This window comes from Ruoffia sp. FAM 26254 (assembly GCF_045528545.1).
Taxonomy (GTDB): Bacteria; Bacillota; Bacilli; order Lactobacillales; family Aerococcaceae; genus Ruoffia; species Ruoffia halotolerans.
On sequence record NZ_JBGQQY010000032.1, the window covers coordinates 1 to 22981 of the forward strand.

Genomic DNA, 22981 nt, shown 5'->3' on the forward strand with positions numbered 1-22981 from the left:
AATACAAATGGACTCCTTAGAGAGTACTCACCGAAAGGTGTTGATTTGACAGATGCAACTGATGAAGAGATACAAGGTTGGGCAACGAAATTAAATACACGTCCCAAAAAATGTTTGAATTGGAAAACACCTTATGAAATCTTTTATAAAACTGTGTTGCACTTAATTTGACAATTTAAGCTTTAAAGAAATGGTTTCAGTAGCAAGAGCTAGCTTGTTTACTCTAACTTTTGGGGTGTGATCGCCATTATTATTTTCAGTGCCCTAATACATGAAGCTTCCTAACCTTATGTATTAGTAATGGAAGGCAAATTTGCTACGATAAAAAATAGATACACCTCACTCTTATATAAAATATTAATATTGGTATACATCAAAAGGAGATTTTCGATGAAAAAAACAACTCAAATAAATTACTTTAAGCAGAAAATAATTGAATATGTGAATTTACGTGATACTTCAGAAAAAACATATATCAGAGAAGATATTTTAGACAATTTTCAAAAAATTAAAACACAAAGTAACCTGAATAATTCATAGCTATCTGTGGATAACTATTTCACTGACTATTTTCGTTTATTTGAGTATTTTTGTTGTCTTGACTGGCTCGAATAAAGTCGGTTCAGGCAGATTTTGATAGGCTCGCCCAAAAAAAGGGGATACCACCCCCTTGGTTTTACACTACTTAAAAAAAGACGTCTTACTCATTCAAAAAGCTAATGCAAGAGGACAAGCGATTGAATATTCTCAAGCACTTCCCAAAAGAGGGAATCAAATACGTGAGATGATGCCAAACGAACTCTTAGTTGCCTGGCATGACTCGTTAGCCTTCCTGCAATATGAAAGAGTTTGAAACGAATTGTTGAAATGGTCGACCGTTTCATTTCCTTTGGAAAGGTCGCTTCTTTCATGAGATGGACCAAATTGTAGGCGATACAACTCATCATCATTCGAGCTTGATTCGCCACATAAGTTGAGCTGTCGGTCTTATCAAAGGAAAACCCATTCTTGATTTCTTTGATACAATTTTCCATCGTACCACGCTTTTGATACAGCTTAAATACAGTTTCGATAGTGATTAGTTAATAATTAACAAGCCGGCTTAGCTCAGTTGGTAGAGCATCTGATTTGTAATCAGAGGGTCGAGGGTTCAACTCCTTTAGCCAGCATACTTTAAGCATATTCTTACTTCGGTAGGAATGTGTTTTTTTTTGTTTCTTCAGTTATTTTGAGTGGAGATTCTAGTGTCACAGTGTATTATATTAGCTTCAATCGTAGTTTTGTCATATAATTAAGTCAAATTAATATAAGAGGAGAATGGATATGGGTTTATTCGATCAAGCTACAAATTTGTTTGATATGTTTGTCTCAAATGATCAAAGTGAAGAGCAAGAAACATTGGCAAATCGCGCAGGATTAAGTACATCTGACTTTAGTAAGGTAGCTGCTTTAGGACTGCCAGCGATTCTTCAAGGAATCAATCGCAATACGAATGACAAAGCCGGAAATGAAGATTTTAACTCTGCCTTAAAACAACATGAAGATGTCGACCAGTATCAATCAATTAAGCAATTGTCGAGTGAAGTAGATCCACAAGATGGGGACAATATCTTAGGTCATATTTTCGGAAACAAAGACGGGGTAACAAACCGCATCTCAAATACAGTTGGTTTGTCATCTTCAGATGTGAAAAAAGTTTTAGTGCTTTTAGCACCCATCGTGATGAAATATTTTGCTGACCGTAAAAAGGAAAAGAACTTAGATAACACGGGAGTTCAACAAGAAACAGGAAGCATTCTAGGACAACTATCTAATTCGGTTAAAAATTATAGTAAAAATAATTCAAATTCTTTCGATATAGGTGGAATATTAGGTGGCTTATTCGGTAACGATTCGTCTAAAGGTACAACGGATACAAAACAAGAGGATGATGGTTTATTAGACAACGTCTTGGATATGTTCAAATAAAATTATTAAAAGCATTGAATTCACTCTAATAGAGGAGCAAATTCAATGCTTTTTTAATTTGTTTGGAGTGTCATAATGACAGGACCATCTTTTGTAATCGCAATAGAATGCTCATATTGAGCACAGTAGCTCCCATCTCGGGTACGTGCAGTCCAACCGTTAGAGTCCATCTTAACTTGCCATGTACCAGTTGTAATCATAGGTTCAATAGTAATGGTGATACCTTCTTCGAGGCATAAGCCACGTCCTGGTAATTCATAATGCGGAAAGTTTGGTTCTTCGTGAATCGAAGGTCTAATACGATGAGCCAAAAAATCTCTGGCCGCACCATAACCATGTGACACTGCATGTGTTTGAATCGCATGACTAATATCTCTCAGTCTGTTTCCAACAACTATCTGAAATTGCTCCATTTAGATCAACACAGAAGTCGATTTTGACGACATCCCCATTTTGAAGAATGTAATCTAAAGGAAAACCATGACATATTTCATCATTAACACTAATACAAGTAATTTATTTGCTAAAAATCTTTGTAACTATAGCAAATACAATCATGAATTAGTATAGAAAATAGATAGGTACGAGTAGTTATCAATAGTACTTTGTTTATAGAAGGAGTAAAATGAATTTAAAGGAGGCGAAAGCTGATGAAACGATTAATTAAATCTGTTGTATTATTAACAGCATTAACACTCCCACACATGATTATACCTAATACGGAATTTGGTATAACGGAACAAATAGTTACGGCTGAGTCAGAAACGCCAAAAGGACATGCGCAATCAGTTGTGTCAACCTTAGCTGAGATGTATCCTGAAGATACGTTGCCAACTTACGTGTTGACGGCTGATTTACCTGAATATGTTACTGCTGCCACGACAGGTGTAGATGATCAAGATAACTTCAATATTTTTTATTATGCAGAAGACACACCCTTTGAAGTGAATGACCCTGCAGTTAATCGTTTAACACCAATAGCATCTTTAACTAAAACGACCTATCAAACAGAAGAAGCAGCCATTGAAGCAGTCAATCAAGTCTTAGATTTACAAGGGGATGAAGTTGATTTAGGTTATGATATTACGGGCTACTTGCAAGGTGCAGCCGGTTCAACGTATTTAAACTGGAAAGAAGGCAATTGGAGTCTGTTAATTCAAGCGAATAATATGAACGAAGAAGATCCAGTACCTTTAGCAGAATCGGTTGTTAAATATCTTGAAGAAGTCTACTTACCTGAACCTTCGAGCGTAGGGCAAGTGAGATTAAGCCCAGCAGAAGGCGAGACGTACGTAGATAATACGGTTGTTTGGCAAGAAGACAATGTAGTTTATCAAGTGAAACACATTGATCCAATGCAAGCAGTCGTTATGACAGGTTCAATTTCAGAACCGACCGAACAATAGTTACCAATAGACAAAAATTTAACCCCGTTTATACCGCTAAAATGACGGTATAGACGGGGTTCCTTTGTGTATGAACTAATTTGGTTGTGGTTGCATCTTCGTAAGGATTAAACCGACAATAAAGCCAACTAAAGCAGGGACGACCCAACCAAAGCCAATAATAAAGAAAGGCAAGAATGAGTTTGCAAAATTGACAAACATATCTGCTTGGAACCATTGATATAAAGGCTGTGGTAAGGCAGCCACCATATCAAACAGCGCCGCAAGTAATGTAAAGAATGTGACACTACGGTAGATTGTCTGGCTTTTAATTACGGGCTCGAGTAGATGTAAAAGGATTAAAGTAATGGCTAATGGGTAAAGCAACATCAAGACAGGTGTTGAATACGAGATGATTAAATCTAAGCCAATATTTGCCACTAAAAAGGCCATCAGTGTCGCAATGATTGTCCAAACCCGTTGAGTAACAAAGCTCGGGAACAAGTCCGCAAAGGTTTCCGCTAAAGCAACAACCAGTCCAATCGCCGTCTTCAAACACGCCACAGCCATCACACCTGCAAGTAGAATTTGTCCAAACAGACCAAAGTAATGTTGAGTAATTATCGACATCGCCACTCCACCATTAGGAGCAACTTCCGCAAAATTAAGACTTTGAGTCCCTAAGAGCGCTAGGCAAAGATAAATTAAAGCCATGACCGCTAAACTAAAAATCCCACTTTTAACTGTCTCAGAAGCTAAACGGGTCGGTTCCGTAACTCCAATTTGACGAATGGATTTAATAATTATAATTCCAAAAGCTAAACCAGCTAAACCATCCATCGTATTGTAACCTTCAAGCAGTCCCGTTGAAAAAGGAACAGTTTGATATGTTTCGACAGAGGCTGCACCTCCAATTAAAGGATCACCGGAAGTAAAGGCTCTAATGAGAATAATTGTTAGTAAAACTAAGAAAAGTGGATTCAAGTATCGTCCAATCCAATCTAAAATCCCACTAGGACGTAATGAGAAATATAAAACAATTGAATAAAAAATCAATGAATATATAAATAAAGATAGTGTATTAAATTCTTGAGGAATTAAAGTAGACAGTCCGACTTCATAAGACACAGTAGCTAAACGTGGTGTCGCGAAAAATGGGCCGATGGTCAAATATAAAGCAACAGTAAAGAAATAACTGTACCCTTTAGAGATTTTTTGTGACATATCAATCACGGACTCACTTTGAGAGAGTCCCATAGAAATCACTGCTAATAAAGGAAGACCTACAGCTGTTATGTTAAAGCCTAGGATTGCAGGCCAGACTGATCCGCCTGCCGCTTGACCAAGGGAAACCGGAAAGATTACATTTCCTGCCCCAAAGAAAAGTCCAAATAATAAGGAAGCAACAACAAGTGTTTCCCTAAATGAAAGTGTTAACTTTGGTTGTTTCATAATATACCTACTTCTATTGTTATAGTTTTATAAAAATCTAGTGTAATGGGATTAAGAAGATATTTCAATAGTTTTTTTAAAAAGGTGAAACAGAGTTTTATATAAAAGCGCTTATTATGGATACAATCAACCGAATATTAGGTGGGCAATTTAGTTTTATTTACATAAAATTAATATTAGGCGTCATGGAGTTTACACTAACTTTACTTAAATTTGATATTAAATTTACAAGCGTATGCTAATCTCATTTTATAGCTAAGTCGATCGAAGATGCTTTGCACAATACATTTTTGAGTTGCTCTACAGCATATAAATGAGAAGTAAGCTAATTCAACAGAGTATCGAGAAAGGAGCTGGAACTAAGGTTGCAGTTTCTTTTATTATTACTTCATTCTAAGGAGGACACTATGAGCATTTTTGAATTAGATTTAAGATTAGGTGAGTATGATACACAAACAAATATAAAAATCCCTTTTGAAATTAGAAATAAATATTCAGAATTAATCATTCATTTCAGTTACAATCCGGATAAAAGCAAGGACGATGTTGCCAGAAGGCAAGTTGAAGATGCCTTAAGAAAATACGACCAAGCTGATTTTGCGAGTGCAAAGCGCTTAGCATATGATCATTTACCGATTGATAAATTAATCACGTTATCTTTATCAAAGAATGGCAAGTACTTAGGAGCACATCACAATAAAAGCAATGATCAAGAAATTACAATTAATAATGAAACAGCCAGTTTTGGATTTTGGCCTGTAGAAGTTGAACCTGCTGATTGGGAATTACAGTTAAATTGTCATTGTATTGCGAGTAAAGAAGTTGCGGCAAATATCCGAATTGAGGCGATAAAATGACAGCATACCAATTTCCAGTCGAAGTTCACTCACATACCATTCATAGTGATGGCCAATTTACGGTAAAGGACTTAGTTGAATCTGCCGTATCTTTTGGGTATAAAGGACTTATTCTAACTGATCATAACACATCAGCAGGTTACTCAGAGATGCCTATAGTGCCGGCTGTTAAGGATGGAGAACTAGTTACATTACACGGGATTGAATGGACAACTTACTTTGGCCATATGTTAGTTCATGATGCGGATTACGACGTTGACTGGCGTGAGGCAACCCCGAATACCATTGATAAATACATGACAGAAGTCCAAGCGGCTAACGGGCTAGTGGGGATTGCCCATCCTTTCGATATGGGTAGTCCTATTTGTACGGGGTGCCATTGGGATTATCAAGTGAAAGACTATAATTTGGTAAATTATATCGAGATTTGGAATAGTAACCAGCCGCAGGATAAATCAGAATCGATCTTAGCTTATGATTTTTGGGTAGATAAATTGAAGAAAGGTTATGAGATTTCTTGCTCTGCTGGTCGCGATTGGCACCGGCCTGACACGTTAGATGCTAATATGGGCGTGACTTATCTTGATATACCTGAGTCTGAGCTAACGGCTGAGAATTTCAAAGCATCCCTGGGTCAAGGTCAATTTTATGTGACATTAGGAGCTGTCGTGGAGTTTCAATTACAAGCAAAAGACGTTACTCGGAGTTATCACATCGGTGACCGGGTGGAGTCGGAAGACTTTAGTGAAGGTCAGATTCAAGTAAGGGTTGAACCCACTGAATTGCATGATTTGACGCAGTTTGCGGTTGAGAATGCCTATATGACGATATGGAATAATGAAGAAGTGATATACCAAAGTGAGCCTCTAAAATTATTAGATTCTCCTCGGGAGATTGAGATTCCTTTGACGCAAGATTTAGCCAAGGGTTACGTGCGCTTTGATATTCGCGCGGACTTTCGTGGAATCAAGGCAACGCCAGTTGTTGTTGGGAATCCTATCTATATTAAGTAAGTCTTACAAGTTCAATGTTGTGGGTGGTAGGTTGACTGTCTCTTCAATATTGAACTTGTTTTTGTATAGAGTTTTGTCAGTGTCACTAAAGTCGAACATTCAAAAGTTTTTGTTATGAATTATTCGACCTTTGATTAACGTTCGGGGCAGATTGTGTTAAATTCAATTAATCATTACAAGTGAGGTGTATCATGGAAAATACAAAAGAACAATTAGTAAAATATAAAATTGAAGACGTACCACCCACATCAGTCGCCGTTGTCTTAGCTTGGCAACATATCTTAGCTGCCTTTGCGGGAATTATTGCCGTGCCTTTAGTGGTGAGTGCTGCTTTAGGATTCTCAGTAGAAGAGACTTCATTCATGGTCAGTGCGACAATCTTTGCTTCGGGTATAACAACCGTTATACAGTCTAAAGGCTTAGGCCCAATCGGAGCACGTGTCTCTGGTATGATGGGGACAGACTTCACATTCGTGAACCCAGCCATTAGTGTGGGGGCACAATTTGGTATTCCTGGAATTATTGGTGCAACCATCACGGGATCATTTGTCGAAATTATTTTAAGTCGTTTTATTAAGCCGTTAACGCGCTTCTTCCCACCATTAATTACCGGGACGGTTGTTGCTCTGATTGGTATTACCTTACTTCCAGTGAGTATGGATTGGGCAGCAGGAGGTGTTGGTGCATCGGATTATGGGTCACTGCGTAACTTGACCGTAGCTTTTGCTGTAATGGTATTCACTTTATTCTTGAACCATTTTGGTAAAGGCATCTGGAGCACGGCTTCAGTATTTATTGGAATGATTGTGGGTTACATTATCTGTATTCCATTAGGCATGGTTGACTTAACTGAAGTGTATGCAGCTGATTGGATTGCTCTTCCAAGTATTTTACGTTATGGTGTGCATTTTGACTTAGCATCAACGCTTGCTTTCGTTCCAGCCTATCTTGTATCAACGATTGGTACTTTCGGAATTATGATTGCAATCGGGGAAGCTTCAGGTGAGAAGATTTCTAGCGAAGGTCTTCAAGGTGGCGTACTATGTGATGGCGTGGGATCAATGATCTCAGGACTATTTGGAGCCGGTCCAAATACCGCTTTCTCACAAAACGTAGGATTAATTACTTTGACTAAGGTTGCTAGCCGTCGCGTGATGATCTTGGCGGGTATTTTCTTGACAATCTTAGGTATTTTCCCTAAATTAAGTGCATTGATAGCTGTCATGCCTCAACCTGTTCTAGGTGGTGTAGGTGTGATTATGTTCGGACTGGTTGCCGCTCAAGGTATCAAGACGTTATCTCAAGTTCACTTAGGGGACCGTGAATTATTAATTATCTCAGTGGCCTTCGCCTTAGGAATTGGTGTAACTGTACGCCCAGACATCCTAAGTGGGTTACCACAAGCTGTTCAGATGATCTTATCATCAGGTATCTCAACAGGTACTTTAGCTGCTTTAATCTTGAATATTGTCTTAAAAGAATCGAAAGGTGAGTAATATGAAGTTATTAGAAGATAAAATCCTCAACGTCGGTCGTGTACTCGGAGATGACATATTAAAAGTGGACTCATTTTTGAACCATATGATTGACACAGACTTAATGATGGCGATGGGTGAAGACTTCTACCAACACTTTAAAGATAAACCCATCAATAAAATTCTAACCCTTGAAGTATCAGGGATTGCGGTCGCTTTCGGTGCAGCCCAATACTTCAAAGTGCCAGTCTTATTCGCTAAAAAGATTGAATCTTTAACGCTAGGTAAAGATGTTTACACTAGTGAGGTTATCTCATATACAAAGAACAAGCGTTACAATATCAATGTCGCTAAAAGCTTCCTAACAGAAGATGACCACGTCCTTATTATCGACGACTTTTTAGCTAAAGGTGAAGCCTTAAAAGGCATGTTCGACCTATGCCAACAAGCCGGTGCAACCGTAGAAGGCGTTGGTATCGCAATTGAGAAAATCTTCCAAGGTGGCGGACAAAAATACCGCGACCAAGGCTACGATGTCTACAGCCAAGCGATGATTGAGCGTTTTGAAAATGGCCAAGTGATTTTTATAGGAGAATAGTTATAATTAGATAAAAGCCTGCAGCCAAGTTGATTTGTGGAATCAACTTGGCTGCAGGCTTTTTCTTGTGGAGGTAGCGAGATCTTTCTTCAATACCGCTTCTCATATTGCAGAGTAAAGCTCGCTAGTCTGCATAACCGCGACTCATTATTCAGAGTAGGCGCAATCACACATCAAAATAAAACAAGTCCTCGAATTTTTGGTCAAGGGCGATGCATAAGATCAGGGCCAGTTTGGCTGTGGGGTTGAATTGGCCGGTTTCAATAGAGCTGATGGTATTGCGTGATACTCCGATTTCTTTGGCCAAGGCGGCTTGGGAGTAACCCTTTTCTGTGCGGGCTTTCTTTAAGTTATTTTTTAATATTAATTCATCATCCATAGATGGTCACCACTTTCTTGGACTAGAAACTTATAATATTCAGATGGCTTAGAAATTGATATAGAAATAAGAGGCTGGTACAGCTAAAGGTAAGGGTGAAAAAGATAGTGGTTTTAGTCTTATTTCTAATTAATTGATAGGCGAAGTTAGATAAGCATGTAAACTGTGAAAGTAAAGCAATGGCTAATCTGCCTTCTAGATCAAGCGGTGTAAAGTGTGAGATAACAATCCAAGAGAAAATTAATACACCGATTGAAAAGTCAGCTCCTTGTAATTTAAGTCGTTGGCCTCGCTCATCCGATAATTCATTTTCTTTGCGACTTTTTGTTAATATTTCTTCTTTGTTCATGTTTTTCATCCTTTCTTGACAAGTGTCCAACATTAAATTCCAAGACTAGAGACGATATACCATCCTAGAAACAACAGGCATAATAAGCCATTTAGTAAAGAAGCATATAAGTAAGATGACTGATTATCTTTACGGTATCTGTGGTAGGCGCCAACTGATAAGAAGATAAGCAGGAGCGCCATGATATCGCCAAAGGGTTGGGTATTAAAAATTTTGTAAATAATGAGTAGTAAGGCTAGGCCACACATGGCAGTAAAGCCTTTGTTATCGCTGTAATGATTGATGCCGTTCTTTCCTTCGTCGATGGCTTCTTGTTTGTATCGGTTAAGAATTTCATATTTGTTCATATTAACACTCCTCTAAGATAAGTTGACAAGTATACTTGGCATGACTATATAGTAAACCTGCCAAGTATACTTGTCAACCCTCGGTGCAAGAATAGCCGCAAAGCCCACTCTTCTAGGAGAAACAAGCTTCACGGCTATTTATATATCAAGAATTATCCTGCAATCGATAACCCAAATTGTGCCACGATTGTTGTTAATAAGTAAGCACCTGAGAAGACAAAAATCGCTACGATTAATATTTTCCAAGATGTCTTAGTCAAATCAACTAATTGATTTGCGACCGAGATACCTGCAAAAGCCAATACCGGTGTTGTGATCGATAAGAAATCAACTGCCAGTATCGCTTCAACAATAAAGTTACTCATTAAACAAAAGACAATTGAAACAATCGATACCCAACCTAAGATCGGGAAGTCTTGAATGAACTGAACTTTGATTTTTTTCATTAGATCAGAGATCAAAATACCTAACATACTGAACAGCCATAAGAAGCCAAGGCCGACAAAAGTGAGTGTTTGAATAGGCGTTGAGTCAGGATTCTTCCATAATTTTACTTGTTGTGTAAATAAGATAAATACTAAACTTAAGACAATAACCAGCCCAAAGTGAGCATATTTATTTAAACTTTTATTATTTTCCATGATCGTAGTTATCTCCTCTAGTTAAAGTGTTATACATAAAGCGTTGAAGTGGGATGGCTAAGAAGACCATTGTGTATGTTCCTAAGAAACTGGTTAACAATTGACTAGCAGAGGCATAAGCTAAGATGATTTCTTCACTTTCCGGACGAAGTGCGGCAACAGCTGAAGCAGCCGCTGTCATCATTGAAGCAGAACCCATTCCTGCAGCCATTCCTAACGCACGAACAACAAAACCAAAGTTTAGTAACAATGGTGCAAATAAACTGAAGAAAATAGAACCGAATAATGTTCCGATTAAGTACATTGAAAGAACTCCACGGCCTTCGGCTGACTCGAGCGTGTATTTTTCAGTAATATAAGCTAATTCCCCTTCACGGCTTAACCCAAGCGTAGCACCGATCGCTGTACGTTTAAGTCCTAACATTAATGCAATAGGTAGAGCGAATAAAATCGTACCTAAGTTTCCGATTTCTTGGAATAGGAACACCCAACCAACAGAAAGAATTTCAGTAATTTGAGGGGCTACACTTGCGCCGTAATAAGCCATTAATGGCAACATAATGAATAAAAGGTTTTTTGATGCGAATTGCACATTTTCATCACTATATACTTTTTTGAAAATCCCTTTTCGAAAAGCTGGAACAGCAAAAATCATCCCGAAAAAGACCGCAAAAACAAGTGGTAAAATGGATACAGAAAATGAACCAAAGCTAATACTTTGGAAACCAATTATTTCAGCTAAGAAAATAACAACAAAAGCAAAGCAAATTAAGTAAAGTAGATGTTTCTTATTTTTCATTCGATTCTCCTTGAGTGATAGTTTGGATATAGCTTTCATATTCTTTATAAGAACGGCTGTATAGTTGGTTTTTATCGATACGGCCGTTCATTTTATTTAAGACACTAATTAAAAATTCTGGAAATTCTTGAAGAACAAATTCGTCATCAACCATGCGTAGATCATCACCATGAATGACACCAGTGAAACCGCCATAACTAATTTGAATACTAGGCATCATAAATGATAAATCGCCAATATCTCCAGCAGCAGCAACGGCACCGCGGTCGTCAATCCATTTTGTAATCGTATCTTGTTCTTTGAACGCTTCCGCAACGAAGGTTGATAAATAACGATCTTGTACAAATGGTAAGTAACCCATCTGAGTTTGTATCTCAACATCACCTTCCAATGAATAAGCGCTCCCTTTAGCCACTTTATCCATGCGTTCTGCTACGGTTTTCATATAATCAACTGAGATTGTGCGTAAATCCGTTCCAACTTGTACTTGATTCGGAATGACATTCGTTGAGAAGCTTCCATGATCAATGACCGGGTTAATACGTACGTATAGATCCTCGCGTAATTGTTGGCGTATTAAGCCTAAACCAGTATTGAATAAGGTCGACATGCTGTAAGCATTGATTCCACTGAACGGGTCCCAACCAGCATGTGTTGCTTTACCTTTGAAATTATAATGTTTATATAAGAATCCAGCTAAATCACAATTGATTTCAACTGTTTTCTCTTCTTCGCCACCAATAGTGTGCACACACATCGCAAAGTCAACATCATCAAAGACGCCCAACTTCATTGCTTCAGGTTTTCCACCCAAATAAGTGATCGTTCCTTCGTCGATTAATTGTTGGCGGTATTCTAAATCAATAAATTCTTCCGCAGGAACGAAGACAAAAGCAATATTAAAGTCAAAATCTTTGTAACGTTCACCTTCTGTTAAGTAACCATAGAGTGATAAAGCAGTTGTCACTTGAGTAAGGTGACCACATGCATGCGCCGCTCCTGACTGCGAATCAGCTTGGAAGTGACTCGGAACACGAACCGCATCCAATTCTGCAATGAATGCCACTGTTATATCCTGTTGGTGATTTAAATCAACGCGCATACCTGTCGTTGAAAAATACTCAATCACTTGATCTGGATTTGTCTCAGTAATAAAGTCTTCCACCGTTTTCATAGTCCGGAATTCTTTATAACCTAATTCTGGATGAGTAAAGATGTCGTCTGAGATAGCTTTCATTTTTTCGAAATTTTCTTTGAAATAATTCAATGATAAAACTCCTTATAAAGTATTTACCAAACGAATATAATACAAACATCATAAAATTTATATAAATCACAGACATTAAAACGTATTCAAAGGTGGAACGTTTGTGCTTCTCCACAGTTATGAATAAAAAAATCAAGACGTCATATCACTTAAATGAGTATGATAATAGACAAAAGTTTGGGAGTAAAAGATGACTGAAAAAAGGCGAGATGATCCGGCTAGTTGGTTATTTGTTGTTACATCAATATTCTTTCCCATCATGACTGAACGCAAAGAACACCCTACTGATTTGAGTAGGGTGTTTGGTTATATATCAGTCATTTTACAATAAGACAGTAAAATCATTGGAATGCTCAAGTTGACCTGGCCAATTTTGAGTCCCATCTTCCACACAGATTGCTTTGAAGCCGTGTTCGCTTAGGAAGTGACATGCTTTCTCTGCACGCTTGCCTGTTTTACAAATGATGTAGTAAGTCTCATCTTCGTTTAAGGCTGGTGTATGTTTAGGCAGAGAATCTAATGGTATGTTGATGGCATTAGGTACATGTCCCATCTCATATTCATCTGTATCCCGAACATCTAAAATAATCAAAGGTTCAGAGTTAGCTTTTTGATAAAACGATGTTATATCAATATTTTTATGCATAGCTATAAGATGCCTCCATATGTTTAAATTAATACATTAAATCCTAGCATACACGCATTAAAATGACAATTTAAGTTTTTATTATGAATGTGCTTTCTAAATTGTTAGAATAGACTTGATAAAAAAAGGAGAATTTAAAATGAATCATTTAAACGTCGAATTAACACGCTTTCGAGTGAAGCCTGGTAAAAGCAAGCAAGTTGATGAATGGCTGGCTTTTCTTAATCATCATATGGACGATGTTCTTGTTACTTTAGAAGGTGAGAAAATGTATATTGAATCAATTTTACGAGAACAACTAGATGGGCACGAGTATCTTTATTGGTATTCAATCCAAGGTGAAGGTGGCATTGAAGTTGAAGAATCGAACCACTATATAGATAAAAAGCATTTAGAGTATTGGCAAGAGTGTATCGATCAAGCATATGAACCGGTAGATTTAACAACAGAAGTTGTCATGATACCTAAGAGAATCCAACAATATATGAATTAAAATATAAAGACGAAGCGTGCCTCATAGTAAATGTGTGAGGTGCGTTTTTTAAGTAAATCTTAGGTGTTTTGGGCTTTCAGGTCGTCGTAATTTCTACGACAACCCGGTAAAGGCTTTCCGTATCATTGTAGGAATTACGACGATACGGAAACTGTTTTTCATATGAAAACGTTATGATAGATTAATTGAATTAATTAATATGTAAAGAAGTAAGCTAATGGGGTGAGAATTATGGGATTAACTGTTAGAAAAGCACGAATAGATGATGCAATGACTATTGGTAAGATTCAAGTGAGTAGTTGGCAGTCAACTTATCAAGGCGTCGTATCGGACGAAGTTTTAAATAATATGAGTCTGAATAATAGTGTCGATCGTTGGAAAAGTATACTTGAGAGAGATGCTTTGACTTATGTTTTAGAGAAGGACAAAGAAGTCGTAGGTTATATTAGTGGAGGTTTACAAAGAAAAGACAGTTACCCAGCTTATAAAGGTGAACTTCATTCGATTTATTTGAGTAGGTCAGCCCAAGGATTAGGAGGAGGCCGTCTTTTAGTTGATACACTAGTGAAAAAATTTAAAACCATTGGAATTAGATCAATGATAGTCATTGTATTTAGTGGTAATGCTCGATCTATTCGCTTTTATAAGAATTTGGGTGGAGAATTTATTGGAATAGAAACAATTAAAATTGAAAATCAAATACTCGAAGAACAGGTATATGGCTTTAAATTCACGAACAATGAATAAGCAAAAAAATTATCATTCGTATTTGTTTGTGCTTCCTGTAAGAAGCATTTATGATAAGCTTTTAGGAGATGAGACGATGAAACATATTGGTACAAAAGAAATTGAAACAGACCGCCTTTTGTTAAGACGTTTTGTTGAAGCAGATGCTCAAGCTGTTTATACAAACTATGCAAGTGATGATCTAGCAACTAAATACTTAACTTGGCCGAGTCACCAAGATGTTTCAGTTACTGAAGCTATTCTTGACACATGGGTTGAAGGATATGGTGACTTATCTCAATATAAGTGGGCAATTACTTTAAAGAGAAACCCGAGTGAAGCGCTGGGAGATATTACTGCTAGCATTCCACATGATTTTGACAAAATTGATGCATGCGAGATTGGTTACGTCTTAAGTCCAAAGTATTGGGGACAAGGTTACATGAGTGAAGCGATGAAGGCTTTAACGAAATATTTATTAAAAGAAGCAGGCTTTAACCGTGTCATTGCTAGGCACGACGTGGCCAATCCAGCTTCAGGAAAAGTCATGCAGAAGGCTGGTTTACAATTCGAGGGAATCCATCGTCAAGGCAGTTTAAATAATACAGGAATTATTGATACGGCCCAGTACGCCATTTTAAAAGAAGATATATTATAGATAGGAGACATAATTATGAGACGCGTCATTATTGATTCAGATACAGCTGGGGATGATACAACAGCGATTTTGATGGCTTTAAATCATTTTAAAGTCGAAGGGATTACAATCGCAGCAGGAAATGTTGAGTTCAATCAACAAGTTGAAAATGCCTTAGTCACCGTTGAAACATACGGTCCTAAAGAAAAAGTCCCCGTGTTTAAAGGACATCAAAGTCCCATGACTTCCCTATCAACAAAAGCCCACTTAACCGTCGAGGAAATTCAAGGTGGTAATGGAATGGGAGATGCTCACTTTCCGAAACCAAAGCAAAGTGCAGAAAGTGAACATGCAGTTGACTTTATCATCCGAACTATTAAAGAGAATCCGGGTGAAATTGAAATTATCGCCTTAGCACCCTTAACAAATTTGGCAATGGCTATTAAGCGTGATCCAAGTATCCTACCTGACATTAAACACATCTGGATAATGGGTGGAATTAATAATGCCTTAGGAAATGTCGCAGCAGTAGCAGAATATAATTTCTATGTTGATCCAGAAGCGGCGCGAATTGTACTTCATTCAGGAGTTCCAAAAACAATGGTAACTTGGGACGCAAGTCTAGATTTTGGTGTTATTTATGATGAAGACATTGAAGTGTTAGAAGCATTAAATACCAAAGATTCAAAATTTTTTCTAGATGTGAATCTATTTGTTAAAGCCTTTGAATTTGCGAAACGTGGTGTGGACGGGATTACATGTACAGACTCGTTACTGGCCGCCGTTGCAGCAGATGACTCACTCGTACTCGATGCAACAGACTATTATGTTGATATCGAAACAGCTGGGAATTTAACCCGCGGTTTTAACTTAGTAGACCGTGAAAATGAATTACAACAAGCCCCAAACATCCGTGTCATTGAAAATATTGACAGCCATAAATTTAAATATATGTTAAAAGATATGCTAGCGAATATTCTTTAATCTTGGATCGAGTTGACTTTAATTAAAGACTTCGTTAAAATGTTAATTAATGATGAGAATTTAATGATAAAAATCGACGAAGAGAAGAGTAGCAAATTGACTTTGTTTAAGAGAGCCCGGCTGGTGTGAAAGGGCACAAAAAAATTTGTGAAGATGAACTCTGAGTATTAGCTAAGTGAAAGCTTTTCTAACGGTAGCAACCGATACCTTGCTAACGTTTATATAGACGTATTAAGGCACTTATTGTGAGATAAGTGTAAATTTGGGTGGTAACACGATATTGTCGTCCCTAATCAGAGAGCTGATTAGGGGCGATTTTTTTATTTTAAAAAAGAAAGGAAGTTGAGTATGCCAATTAAAATTGTTGAAGGATTACCCATACGCAAGGAATTAAAGAGAGAACAAATAGTGACAATGGATGAGAGCACGGCACGTACTCAAGACATTCGTCCCCTTAAAATACTCATTCTTAATCTCATGCCTAAAAAAGAAACGACAGAACTGCAATTATTGCGATTATTAGGTAATACACCGCTTCAAATAGAAGTAGATTTAATGTATACAGCAACTTACGAAGCGTCCAATACACCGATCAGTCACTTAAATCAATATTACAAAACGTTTGATGAAATTAAAGACCAACAATATGATGGGCTTATTATTACAGGCGCTCCTGTAGAGCAATATGAATATAATGAAGTCAATTATATTGATGAGCTGAAGATAATATTAGATTGGTCTCAAAAAAATGTCTTTTCTCGATTATTTATTTGTTGGGGAGCTCAATATGCTTTAAATTATTTTTACGGCATCAACAGTTATAAACTTGAACAAAAGTTATTTGGCATTTATGAATATGACGTATTAGAAGCAGAACATCCCTTACTTCGTGGTTTTAACGACACATATCAAGTGCCACAATCACGTCATACTTCAATTTCTATTGAGACCATACAAGCTCAAAAAGCATTGAAAGTCGCTACAAAACATCCAAAATTTGGACCAGATATTATTACAACAACCGACAATCTAGACATATATTTATTAGGGCACTTGGAATATGACCGAGAAACATTACATCAGGAATATCAACGCGATAAGGAGGCAGGAAGTAAAATAGCTCTACCAGAAAATTATTATCCAGGAGTCGATGATTCGAAAATGCCAAAATTTACGTGGAAAAGCAATGCCTTTCTTCTATACAATAATTGGCTTAATGAGGTTTACCAACATACCTATTATAATTTGGAAGATATTTTAAAGGAGGATAAATAAAATGACAACACACATCAATACTAAACTTGTCCAATTAGGAAATCGAAAAGATCCATCAACAGGAGCCGTCGTTGCTCCTATCCACTTAGCGACAACTTACGCTCATCCAGGTTTAGGGCAAAGTACCGGATATGATTATACACGAACGAATAACCCAACCCGAGATATCTTAGAAGAGGGCTTAGCAGCTTTAGAAGGTGGCGAGAGAGCGGTCGTTACAAGTTCAGGCATGAGCGCGATTCAATTGGCTTTTAAACTTTTTAAACAAGGTAGTCATTTTTTAGTTTTACGCGATTTATACGGTGGAAGCTTCCGATACTTTGAGCACCTTGAAGCAGAGAATTTAGCACAATTTACTTATTTTGAAAACGAAGCAGACTTTGAAAAACTAATCAGCGATGACATATCAGGGGTATTCATTGAAACACCGACAAATCCATTAATGCAAGAGGTTGATATTCAACGCATCGCAGATTTAACGCATCAACATGGTGCACTATTACTCGTGGATAATACTTTATTAACGCCACTTCGCCAAAGACCCTTAGAATTAGGTGCAGACATTGTACTTTATTCAGGAACAAAATATTTAACGGGACATAATGATATCTTAGCTGGAGTGGTCGTTACAAATGATAAAGGTATGGGTGAAAAGTTAGGCTGGTTATCTAATACAACCGGTCCTACTTTATCAGCCTTTGACTGTTGGTTGTTTATTCGTAGTTTGAAAACTTTACCGATTCGATTAGACCGACAAGAAGCAACTGCGCAAGAAATTGTGACCTGGTTAAAGCAGCAGGAACAAGTTAAAGATGTGTTATATGCTGGAAAAGGTGCCATGATAAGCATCCGCTTAAAAGGTGAAGCGAAAGTGGGACCATTCTTAGAGAAGTTACAAGTATTTACATATGCCGAAAGTTTAGGTGGGGTTGAAAGTTTAATTACATATCCAACAACACAAACACATGCAGACATACCAAAAGAATTGCGTGAATCCTATGGCTTAACGCCTGATTTATTAAGGTTGTCTATTGGTTTAGAAAATTCTTCCGATTTAATTCAAGACTTAGAAGTTGCTTTGAAGGAGTAAAAGTGATTAGATGATTTTAGAAGAAAGAAGGTAGATGTGAGTGGAAATTGAAGAGTTTGTAGAAAAGTATTATGTTGAGCGTCAACATACAAATTCATTAAAATGGGACCTATTAGAAGAACGCTTTGGTCAAGCAGATTTACTCCCTTTATGGGTCGCTGATATGGACTTTAAGGTGAGTCAAGCTATTACAAAAACATTAAAAGATCGAATATTACATGGTGTTTATGGTTATACATTTGCTGGTAAATCATATTATCAAGCATATAATAACTGGATGGAAACGTATTTCTCTTTCCCGATAAAAGAAGAATGGGTTCGCTTTTCAACAGGTGCCGTTCAAGCGATTTACCACCTATTGTACACATTCACCGATGAAAATGATTCAGTGATTATTCAATCACCTGTTTATTATCCTTTTAGTGACGCGGTTAAAGATACAAATCGTCGATTAGTCAATGTCGACCTAGTGAATAACGATGGATATTTCACCATTGATTTTGAACGGTTTGAACAGGCAATTATCGGTCAATCGGTGAAATTATACATCCATTGTTCACCGCATAATCCAGTTGGACGAGTGTGGACAGAAGAAGAGCAAGCGAAGTTATTCGCCATTTGCCAAAAGCACAATGTGTTAATTATCTCTGATGAAATTCATCAAGACTTTACTTTTGAACATGAACATATCCCAGCAGCAAATGTTTCTGAAGGAGTTCACCGCCCACGAGTCATTACTGTAAACTCAGCGTCTAAATCCTTTAACATCGCTGGTTTAACCCATTGTAATATCGTAATCACAGACGATGAGTTGCGTCAAAAATATGATGATTTCGCAAATTCCATGATTAAAACAGAAGCGAATATTATGGGGCTATTTGCTTCCGAGGCTGCTTATGTGGATGGTATGGATTGGATGGCCTCATTGAAGAATGTCATTTACCATAATTATGAAATCGTCCGCGATTACTTCACAAAATTCGCACCAGAAATAACAGTATCACCACTCGAAGGGACATATTTAGTGTTTGTAGATTTACGCAAAGTAGTAAAAAGTGATGAGATGGTCGAATTCATTCAGGAAAAATGCGGGCTCGCAGTGGATTACGGAGAATGGTTTGGTGAAGGTTACGAAGGTTTTATTCGTTTAAATCTTGCGACAAAACCAGAAAATATCGAAAAAGCTGTCCAAACAATTGTTGAACAGCTAGGATAATGCAAAATAAGACCTTCCGTCAGTGAAGGTCTTTTATTATTGCCTATTATAGATCTAATTTAAATAATGAATCCGGATTATTTTTGTTTAGGAGTTAGCACATTGATATAGTTAGGTAAGACGCTAATTTCCACCGGGAAAGAAGGACCTTTATCTCCATCAACGGCCACATGTGTACTACCATCTTGATTAAGTAATTCGATCTTGATATTTTTGGCATCTACCGTTAACACACCGTTGTTTTGAACTTTCTCAGTATCGAAGATCCAGTTAGCAATACTTCCAACTCTATCTCCTAAAGTCGTTTTCTTTAAACCAAAGATGTGTAATTTACCATCATTATAGCTGGCATCTTTGAAGAAGTTAGTTAAACCAACCACACTACTTGATACCCCAATTAATAATAAATCTAATTCAAATTCATCGACTTTATTATCAATATTTAAGCTGAAACGGTAACTCTTTTGCTCGTTTAACGCTTGAATTCCTTCAACTAAGTAAGCGACAGGACCTAAGCGTTCCTTCTCTTCTTCATTTACTTCAAAGACACTTTCAGGAATTGTTCCCGTAGAAACTAAACTTAAGAAAACTTGATCATTCACAAGCCCTGCATCAATGGATTGTGGAGTAAGGTTTGGTAAATCCTTAACAGCTTTATCCAAGTTTATTTCGATATTTAACGCACGCGCAACATTATTTACCGTTCCAGTCGGCAAAATGGCAATCTCTGGCCGATAATCTTCATCTTTAAGACTCGAGGCAAGAAGTGAAACCGTTCCGTCACCACCTAAAATAACGATAGTATTATATGTTTCGCGCGCAGCTTCTTGAGCGAATTTGACAACATCATCGCTGGATTCTGTTATATTTATTGTTGCAAAACGTCCATTTGCTTCAAGGATTTCTTTCGCTTGTTGAGCATAGTCTTCTGCTTGTTTTTGTCCAGAAGATGGATGTGCAATAATCATGACATCTTTCATTTTATCTCTTCCTTTTAGAAAATTTATGTATATACTATACCGCTCGTTTTTATGAATAACAACTACTTGGAAAGGACTCAACTTCAAATGTGAATTAATTGTTAAAATTTTAAATAATACCTGAAAAAAAGACTATCTCTGTTACAATTGAATTATCGCATTAAAGGAGTTGTAGTTGAATGAGACTGAATTTGAAAGACATGGATACAAAATCACAAACAACGCTAATTAGTATTGGGACGGTTATTTTTGCGGTTTTAATGACGGCATTATTTGCCAGACATCATCAGCAACAAGTGCAAAGTATTGATTTGGCGACAAATGCCATACAAGACTTGTATTTAGATGAGGGAAATACGTATTTGAACCCAAAAATATCTCCAGAACTAATAAAAAATGCTGAAGTGACCGCTAAAGAAGTTGGAGGCGTTCAAGGAAACAGGCTTCAACATCTAGTAAAATTAGCAGAGGATAAGCAAGTGGCAATCGCCAACTTATCTGAGCTTTACCAAAGTGATGAACCAATTATTATCGGTGAACAAATTAAAGAAGGGCTTCCTTTAAATGAAGCAGTGACGCCCCAATTAGTAGCCGAACAAAAAGAGCAATTACCTTTTTCCGATGAAGATGCTCTCACAGAAACAATCTACTCTCATTATGATCAGATTCTAACAACCTTTAATGAAATCGAAACAGCAAGTGACCAGATTCAACACTTATCTGAAGAAGTCCATTCAGCCTCTTTAGAACAAGAAATTCAAGCTTTTTCTAAAGTGGAAGAAGTGCTTTTAAAAAACCAAAAACATCCACAAACTAAAGCAGTGATTGATAAGTATATGGAAAAATGCCGAATTTACGGCGAAGATTTAGTTGAACATACTGAATTACTTGAATCCAATCAGGCAATCACAGAAGCGATTTTTAATTCACGTGGTTTATCTGCCCCTTTAACGGGCTCTCCCATTGACGAGCGGCCGTTAGTTGCTCTTACCTTTGATGATGGCCCTACTGAGAATACCTTAGAGATCCTAGAAGTCTTGGACGAACATGATGTTACAGCCACCTTTTTCTTTTTAGGGCGATCAGTCGAGGCCAATCCAGATATTGCCAGAGCAGTGGTTGAAGCAGGGCATCAAATTGGAAACCATTCCTATTCACACGCAAATTTTGATTTATTAAATATAGGAGACGTTGAACACGAGACTGAGATCACACAAGAAATCATTGCGGATGCTACAGGCGTAACGCCGAATATCTACCGCTCGCCTTATGGTAATGGTCGACAGAAAATGTTGAAACTTTACCCAAATATGGAACCTATATATTGGAATGTTGATTCAGAAGACTGGTTAAGTAAAGATGAACAAATAACTAATGAGCATATTGCTAATCACTTACAACATCGATCAATTATCTTAATGCATGACACTCAATTATCAACCACCGAGGCAATTAAAACACTCATACCTCACTTAAAAGAGCAAGGTTACGTCTTTGTTTCACCTACTCAAATTCCAGAAGCAGATTCATATCGGCTATAAAAAAATCCTCGGAGAATATCCGAGGATTTTTTGTGCATAATTATACTATACAACCTTGTCGCATTTACTTTTTAGCTTTAATCTCTGGTCTTCTTGCCAGAAAAAAGCTAAGTGACAGCAACAACCAGAATAAGCCAAAAGAAAAACCAGCCAATACATCACTAAAATAATGTACTCCAAGGAAAATTCGGCTAAAACCGATGAATAAAACAATTAAAAAGGCGAATACAATCAGAATACGACGAAACACGCTTGGTTTGAGGGACAGAATGAGTAACACAATGACGCAACCAAAAGCAACCATCGAAGAAAACGCATGACCACTCGGGAAAGAATAACTACTTTCTTGCACCATTCGAATCGCTTCATTTGGACGACTTCGTTGAACAATATTTTTAACCAGTGGATTCAATGCCAAACTCCCAATCGCATTTGTAATTAAGATCCATAGTGGTAAATCGATTCTCTTAGTTAAAAGGTAAGCAATCACCATCAAAATAACGGCCGTCGAAACGACACTCATTGGATTCGCAAGAATTGTTACGGCATTAAAGAATGAACTTAATAGGGGTGTCCGCCAAGAAACAATTTCAAGCGTAATAAGATTATCCAGATGTTGAATGGCATTCATATTGAATATAACAATTGCAATAATAATCAAAAAGGGTATCAGAGCAAGTAATGAGTAATTTAAATATTTTTTATTCATAAAAGCACCTCGGTATTTTATTTAATTGTTGAATTGCAATAATTATTGCGACAATTTTTTATTTACTCAATTAATAAGAGTTCGTGTAAAAATACTTCCAAAGGTGTTTGGTAATCTAAGCATTTCCTAGGACGATTATTCATTAACCACAAAG

At 37.2% G+C, this 22981-nt stretch carries 26 protein-coding genes, 1 tRNA gene, 2 pseudogenes and 1 other annotated feature; of the genes and pseudogenes, 17 read left to right on the forward strand and 12 right to left on the reverse strand.

The features are described from left to right. Window positions 1–171: transposase (locus tag ACEN3Z_RS08120; RefSeq protein ID WP_407090484.1), on the forward strand; the 171-nt coding region annotated here is incomplete at its 5' end. Between the two features lie 219 nt (window positions 172–390). Beyond that, window positions 391–540, forward strand: a complete 150-nt coding sequence (locus ACEN3Z_RS08125) for a hypothetical protein (RefSeq protein WP_407090463.1) — start codon at window positions 391–393, stop codon at window positions 538–540. Window positions 541–716: 176 nt separating this feature from the next. Here the strand turns inward: ACEN3Z_RS08125 and ACEN3Z_RS08130 are convergent. Further along, window positions 717–1061, reverse strand: a pseudogene (locus tag ACEN3Z_RS08130) (transposase); the annotation flags it as partial. A 35-nt stretch (window positions 1062–1096) separates the two neighbouring features. Between ACEN3Z_RS08130 and ACEN3Z_RS08135 the strand changes: the two are divergent. Further along, a tRNA-Thr gene (locus ACEN3Z_RS08135) sits at window positions 1097–1169 on the forward strand. Between the two features lie 154 nt (window positions 1170–1323). Further along, complete coding sequence (locus ACEN3Z_RS08140; protein WP_407090464.1) at window positions 1324–1968, forward strand: DUF937 domain-containing protein; 645 nt, start codon at window positions 1324–1326, stop codon at window positions 1966–1968. 53 nt (window positions 1969–2021) lie between these two features. On the opposite strand, the pseudogene ACEN3Z_RS08145 reads toward ACEN3Z_RS08140, so the two are convergent. Continuing rightward, a pseudogene (locus tag ACEN3Z_RS08145) lies at window positions 2022–2481 on the reverse strand (M24 family metallopeptidase); the annotation flags it as partial. A 137-nt stretch (window positions 2482–2618) separates the two neighbouring features. On the opposite strand from ACEN3Z_RS08145, the gene ACEN3Z_RS08150 reads away from it, so the two are divergent. Further along, on the forward strand, window positions 2619–3374 hold the full coding sequence (locus ACEN3Z_RS08150; RefSeq protein WP_407090465.1) for a hypothetical protein: 756 nt from the start codon (window positions 2619–2621) through the stop codon (window positions 3372–3374). Between the two features lie 75 nt (window positions 3375–3449). Here the strand turns inward: ACEN3Z_RS08150 and brnQ are convergent, their stop codons facing one another. Then, window positions 3450–4805, reverse strand: a complete 1356-nt coding sequence (gene brnQ, locus ACEN3Z_RS08155) for a branched-chain amino acid transport system II carrier protein (protein ID WP_407090466.1) — start codon at window positions 4803–4805, stop codon at window positions 3450–3452. A 407-nt stretch (window positions 4806–5212) separates the two neighbouring features. On the opposite strand from brnQ, the gene ACEN3Z_RS08160 reads away from it, so the two are divergent. The 4 genes from ACEN3Z_RS08160 (at window position 5213) to ACEN3Z_RS08175 (ending at window position 8748) form a co-directional block, all read left to right on the forward strand. Further along, window positions 5213–5662 carry a hypothetical protein gene (locus ACEN3Z_RS08160; protein WP_407090467.1) on the forward strand — a complete coding sequence of 150 codons (450 nt, stop codon included), beginning with the start codon at window positions 5213–5215 and terminating at the stop codon, window positions 5660–5662. Next, complete coding sequence (locus ACEN3Z_RS08165) at window positions 5659–6675, forward strand: CehA/McbA family metallohydrolase (protein WP_407090468.1); 1017 nt, start codon at window positions 5659–5661, stop codon at window positions 6673–6675. The genes ACEN3Z_RS08160 and ACEN3Z_RS08165 overlap by 4 nt, the downstream gene beginning before the upstream one ends. 191 nt (window positions 6676–6866) lie before the next feature. After that, window positions 6867–8171, forward strand: coding sequence for a nucleobase:cation symporter-2 family protein (locus ACEN3Z_RS08170; protein WP_407090469.1), 1305 nt, complete (start codon window positions 6867–6869; stop codon window positions 8169–8171). A gap of 1 nt (window position 8172) precedes the next feature. Further along, a complete protein-coding gene (locus tag ACEN3Z_RS08175) occupies window positions 8173–8748 on the forward strand; it encodes a xanthine phosphoribosyltransferase (RefSeq protein WP_138405407.1) in 576 nt (191 codons plus the stop codon). Window positions 8749–8914: 166 nt separating this feature from the next. Here ACEN3Z_RS08175 and ACEN3Z_RS08180 read toward each other — a convergent pair whose 3' ends face one another. From ACEN3Z_RS08180 to ACEN3Z_RS08210, 7 genes are all read right to left on the reverse strand, one after another. Next, the gene (locus tag ACEN3Z_RS08180; RefSeq protein WP_138405408.1) at window positions 8915–9127 is read right to left on the reverse strand and encodes a helix-turn-helix transcriptional regulator; all 213 of its coding nucleotides are present in this window, start codon (window positions 9125–9127) and stop codon (window positions 8915–8917) included. Window positions 9128–9149: 22 nt separating this feature from the next. After that, a complete protein-coding gene (locus ACEN3Z_RS08185; RefSeq protein WP_138405409.1) occupies window positions 9150–9476 on the reverse strand; it encodes a DUF6442 family protein in 327 nt (108 codons plus the stop codon). Between the two features lie 32 nt (window positions 9477–9508). Beyond that, complete coding sequence (locus ACEN3Z_RS08190; RefSeq protein ID WP_407090470.1) at window positions 9509–9823, reverse strand: DUF6442 family protein; 315 nt, start codon at window positions 9821–9823, stop codon at window positions 9509–9511. A gap of 152 nt (window positions 9824–9975) precedes the next feature. Then, a complete protein-coding gene (locus tag ACEN3Z_RS08195; RefSeq protein ID WP_407090471.1) occupies window positions 9976–10464 on the reverse strand; it encodes a hypothetical protein in 489 nt (162 codons plus the stop codon). Further along, the gene (locus ACEN3Z_RS08200) at window positions 10454–11263 is read right to left on the reverse strand and encodes a DUF3100 domain-containing protein (RefSeq protein WP_407090472.1); all 810 of its coding nucleotides are present in this window, start codon (window positions 11261–11263) and stop codon (window positions 10454–10456) included. The genes ACEN3Z_RS08195 and ACEN3Z_RS08200 overlap by 11 nt, the downstream gene beginning before the upstream one ends. Beyond that, window positions 11253–12530, reverse strand: a complete 1278-nt coding sequence (locus tag ACEN3Z_RS08205) for a M20/M25/M40 family metallo-hydrolase (protein WP_407090473.1) — start codon at window positions 12528–12530, stop codon at window positions 11253–11255. Before ACEN3Z_RS08205 ends, ACEN3Z_RS08200 begins: the two co-directional genes overlap by 11 nt. Window positions 12531–12852: 322 nt before the next feature. Further along, the gene (locus tag ACEN3Z_RS08210) at window positions 12853–13176 is read right to left on the reverse strand and encodes a rhodanese-like domain-containing protein (RefSeq protein ID WP_407090474.1); all 324 of its coding nucleotides are present in this window, start codon (window positions 13174–13176) and stop codon (window positions 12853–12855) included. A gap of 139 nt (window positions 13177–13315) precedes the next feature. On the opposite strand from ACEN3Z_RS08210, the gene ACEN3Z_RS08215 reads away from it, so the two are divergent. The 7 genes from ACEN3Z_RS08215 to ACEN3Z_RS08245 all read left to right on the forward strand — a co-directional run bounded on the left by ACEN3Z_RS08215 (window position 13316) and on the right by ACEN3Z_RS08245 (window position 19597). Continuing rightward, on the forward strand, window positions 13316–13669 hold the full coding sequence (locus ACEN3Z_RS08215) for a DUF6176 family protein (RefSeq protein WP_138405413.1): 354 nt from the start codon (window positions 13316–13318) through the stop codon (window positions 13667–13669). Window positions 13670–13900: 231 nt separating this feature from the next. Continuing rightward, the gene (locus tag ACEN3Z_RS08220) at window positions 13901–14416 is read left to right on the forward strand and encodes a GNAT family N-acetyltransferase (protein WP_407090475.1); all 516 of its coding nucleotides are present in this window, start codon (window positions 13901–13903) and stop codon (window positions 14414–14416) included. 76 nt (window positions 14417–14492) lie between these two features. Beyond that, entirely contained in the window at window positions 14493–15053 is a 561-nt protein-coding gene (locus tag ACEN3Z_RS08225) for a GNAT family N-acetyltransferase (RefSeq protein WP_407090476.1), read from the forward strand. 15 nt (window positions 15054–15068) lie between these two features. Further along, window positions 15069–16016, forward strand: a complete 948-nt coding sequence (locus ACEN3Z_RS08230) for a nucleoside hydrolase (protein WP_407090477.1) — start codon at window positions 15069–15071, stop codon at window positions 16014–16016. 67 nt (window positions 16017–16083) lie between these two features. Continuing rightward, window positions 16084–16310: a binding site (T-box leader), on the forward strand. A 54-nt stretch (window positions 16311–16364) separates the two neighbouring features. Then, on the forward strand, window positions 16365–17291 hold the full coding sequence (gene metA, locus ACEN3Z_RS08235) for a homoserine O-succinyltransferase (protein ID WP_407090478.1): 927 nt from the start codon (window positions 16365–16367) through the stop codon (window positions 17289–17291). A gap of 1 nt (window position 17292) precedes the next feature. Continuing rightward, a complete protein-coding gene (locus tag ACEN3Z_RS08240; RefSeq protein ID WP_407090479.1) occupies window positions 17293–18381 on the forward strand; it encodes an aminotransferase class I/II-fold pyridoxal phosphate-dependent enzyme in 1089 nt (362 codons plus the stop codon). A gap of 40 nt (window positions 18382–18421) precedes the next feature. After that, window positions 18422–19597 carry a MalY/PatB family protein gene (locus ACEN3Z_RS08245; protein ID WP_407090480.1) on the forward strand — a complete coding sequence of 392 codons (1176 nt, stop codon included), beginning with the start codon at window positions 18422–18424 and terminating at the stop codon, window positions 19595–19597. 77 nt (window positions 19598–19674) lie between these two features. On the opposite strand, the gene ACEN3Z_RS08250 is transcribed toward ACEN3Z_RS08245, so the two are convergent. Next, window positions 19675–20577, reverse strand: a complete 903-nt coding sequence (locus ACEN3Z_RS08250; RefSeq protein WP_407090481.1) for a diacylglycerol/lipid kinase family protein — start codon at window positions 20575–20577, stop codon at window positions 19675–19677. Window positions 20578–20756: 179 nt separating this feature from the next. Here ACEN3Z_RS08250 and ACEN3Z_RS08255 point away from each other — a divergent pair, with 179 nt between their 5' ends. Beyond that, window positions 20757–22118, forward strand: coding sequence for a polysaccharide deacetylase family protein (locus ACEN3Z_RS08255; protein ID WP_407090482.1), 1362 nt, complete (start codon window positions 20757–20759; stop codon window positions 22116–22118). 64 nt (window positions 22119–22182) lie between these two features. Here the strand turns inward: ACEN3Z_RS08255 and ACEN3Z_RS08260 are convergent, their stop codons facing one another. Then, entirely contained in the window at window positions 22183–22827 is a 645-nt protein-coding gene (locus ACEN3Z_RS08260; RefSeq protein ID WP_407090483.1) for a phosphatase PAP2 family protein, read from the reverse strand. Window positions 22828–22981 lie beyond the last annotated feature (154 nt).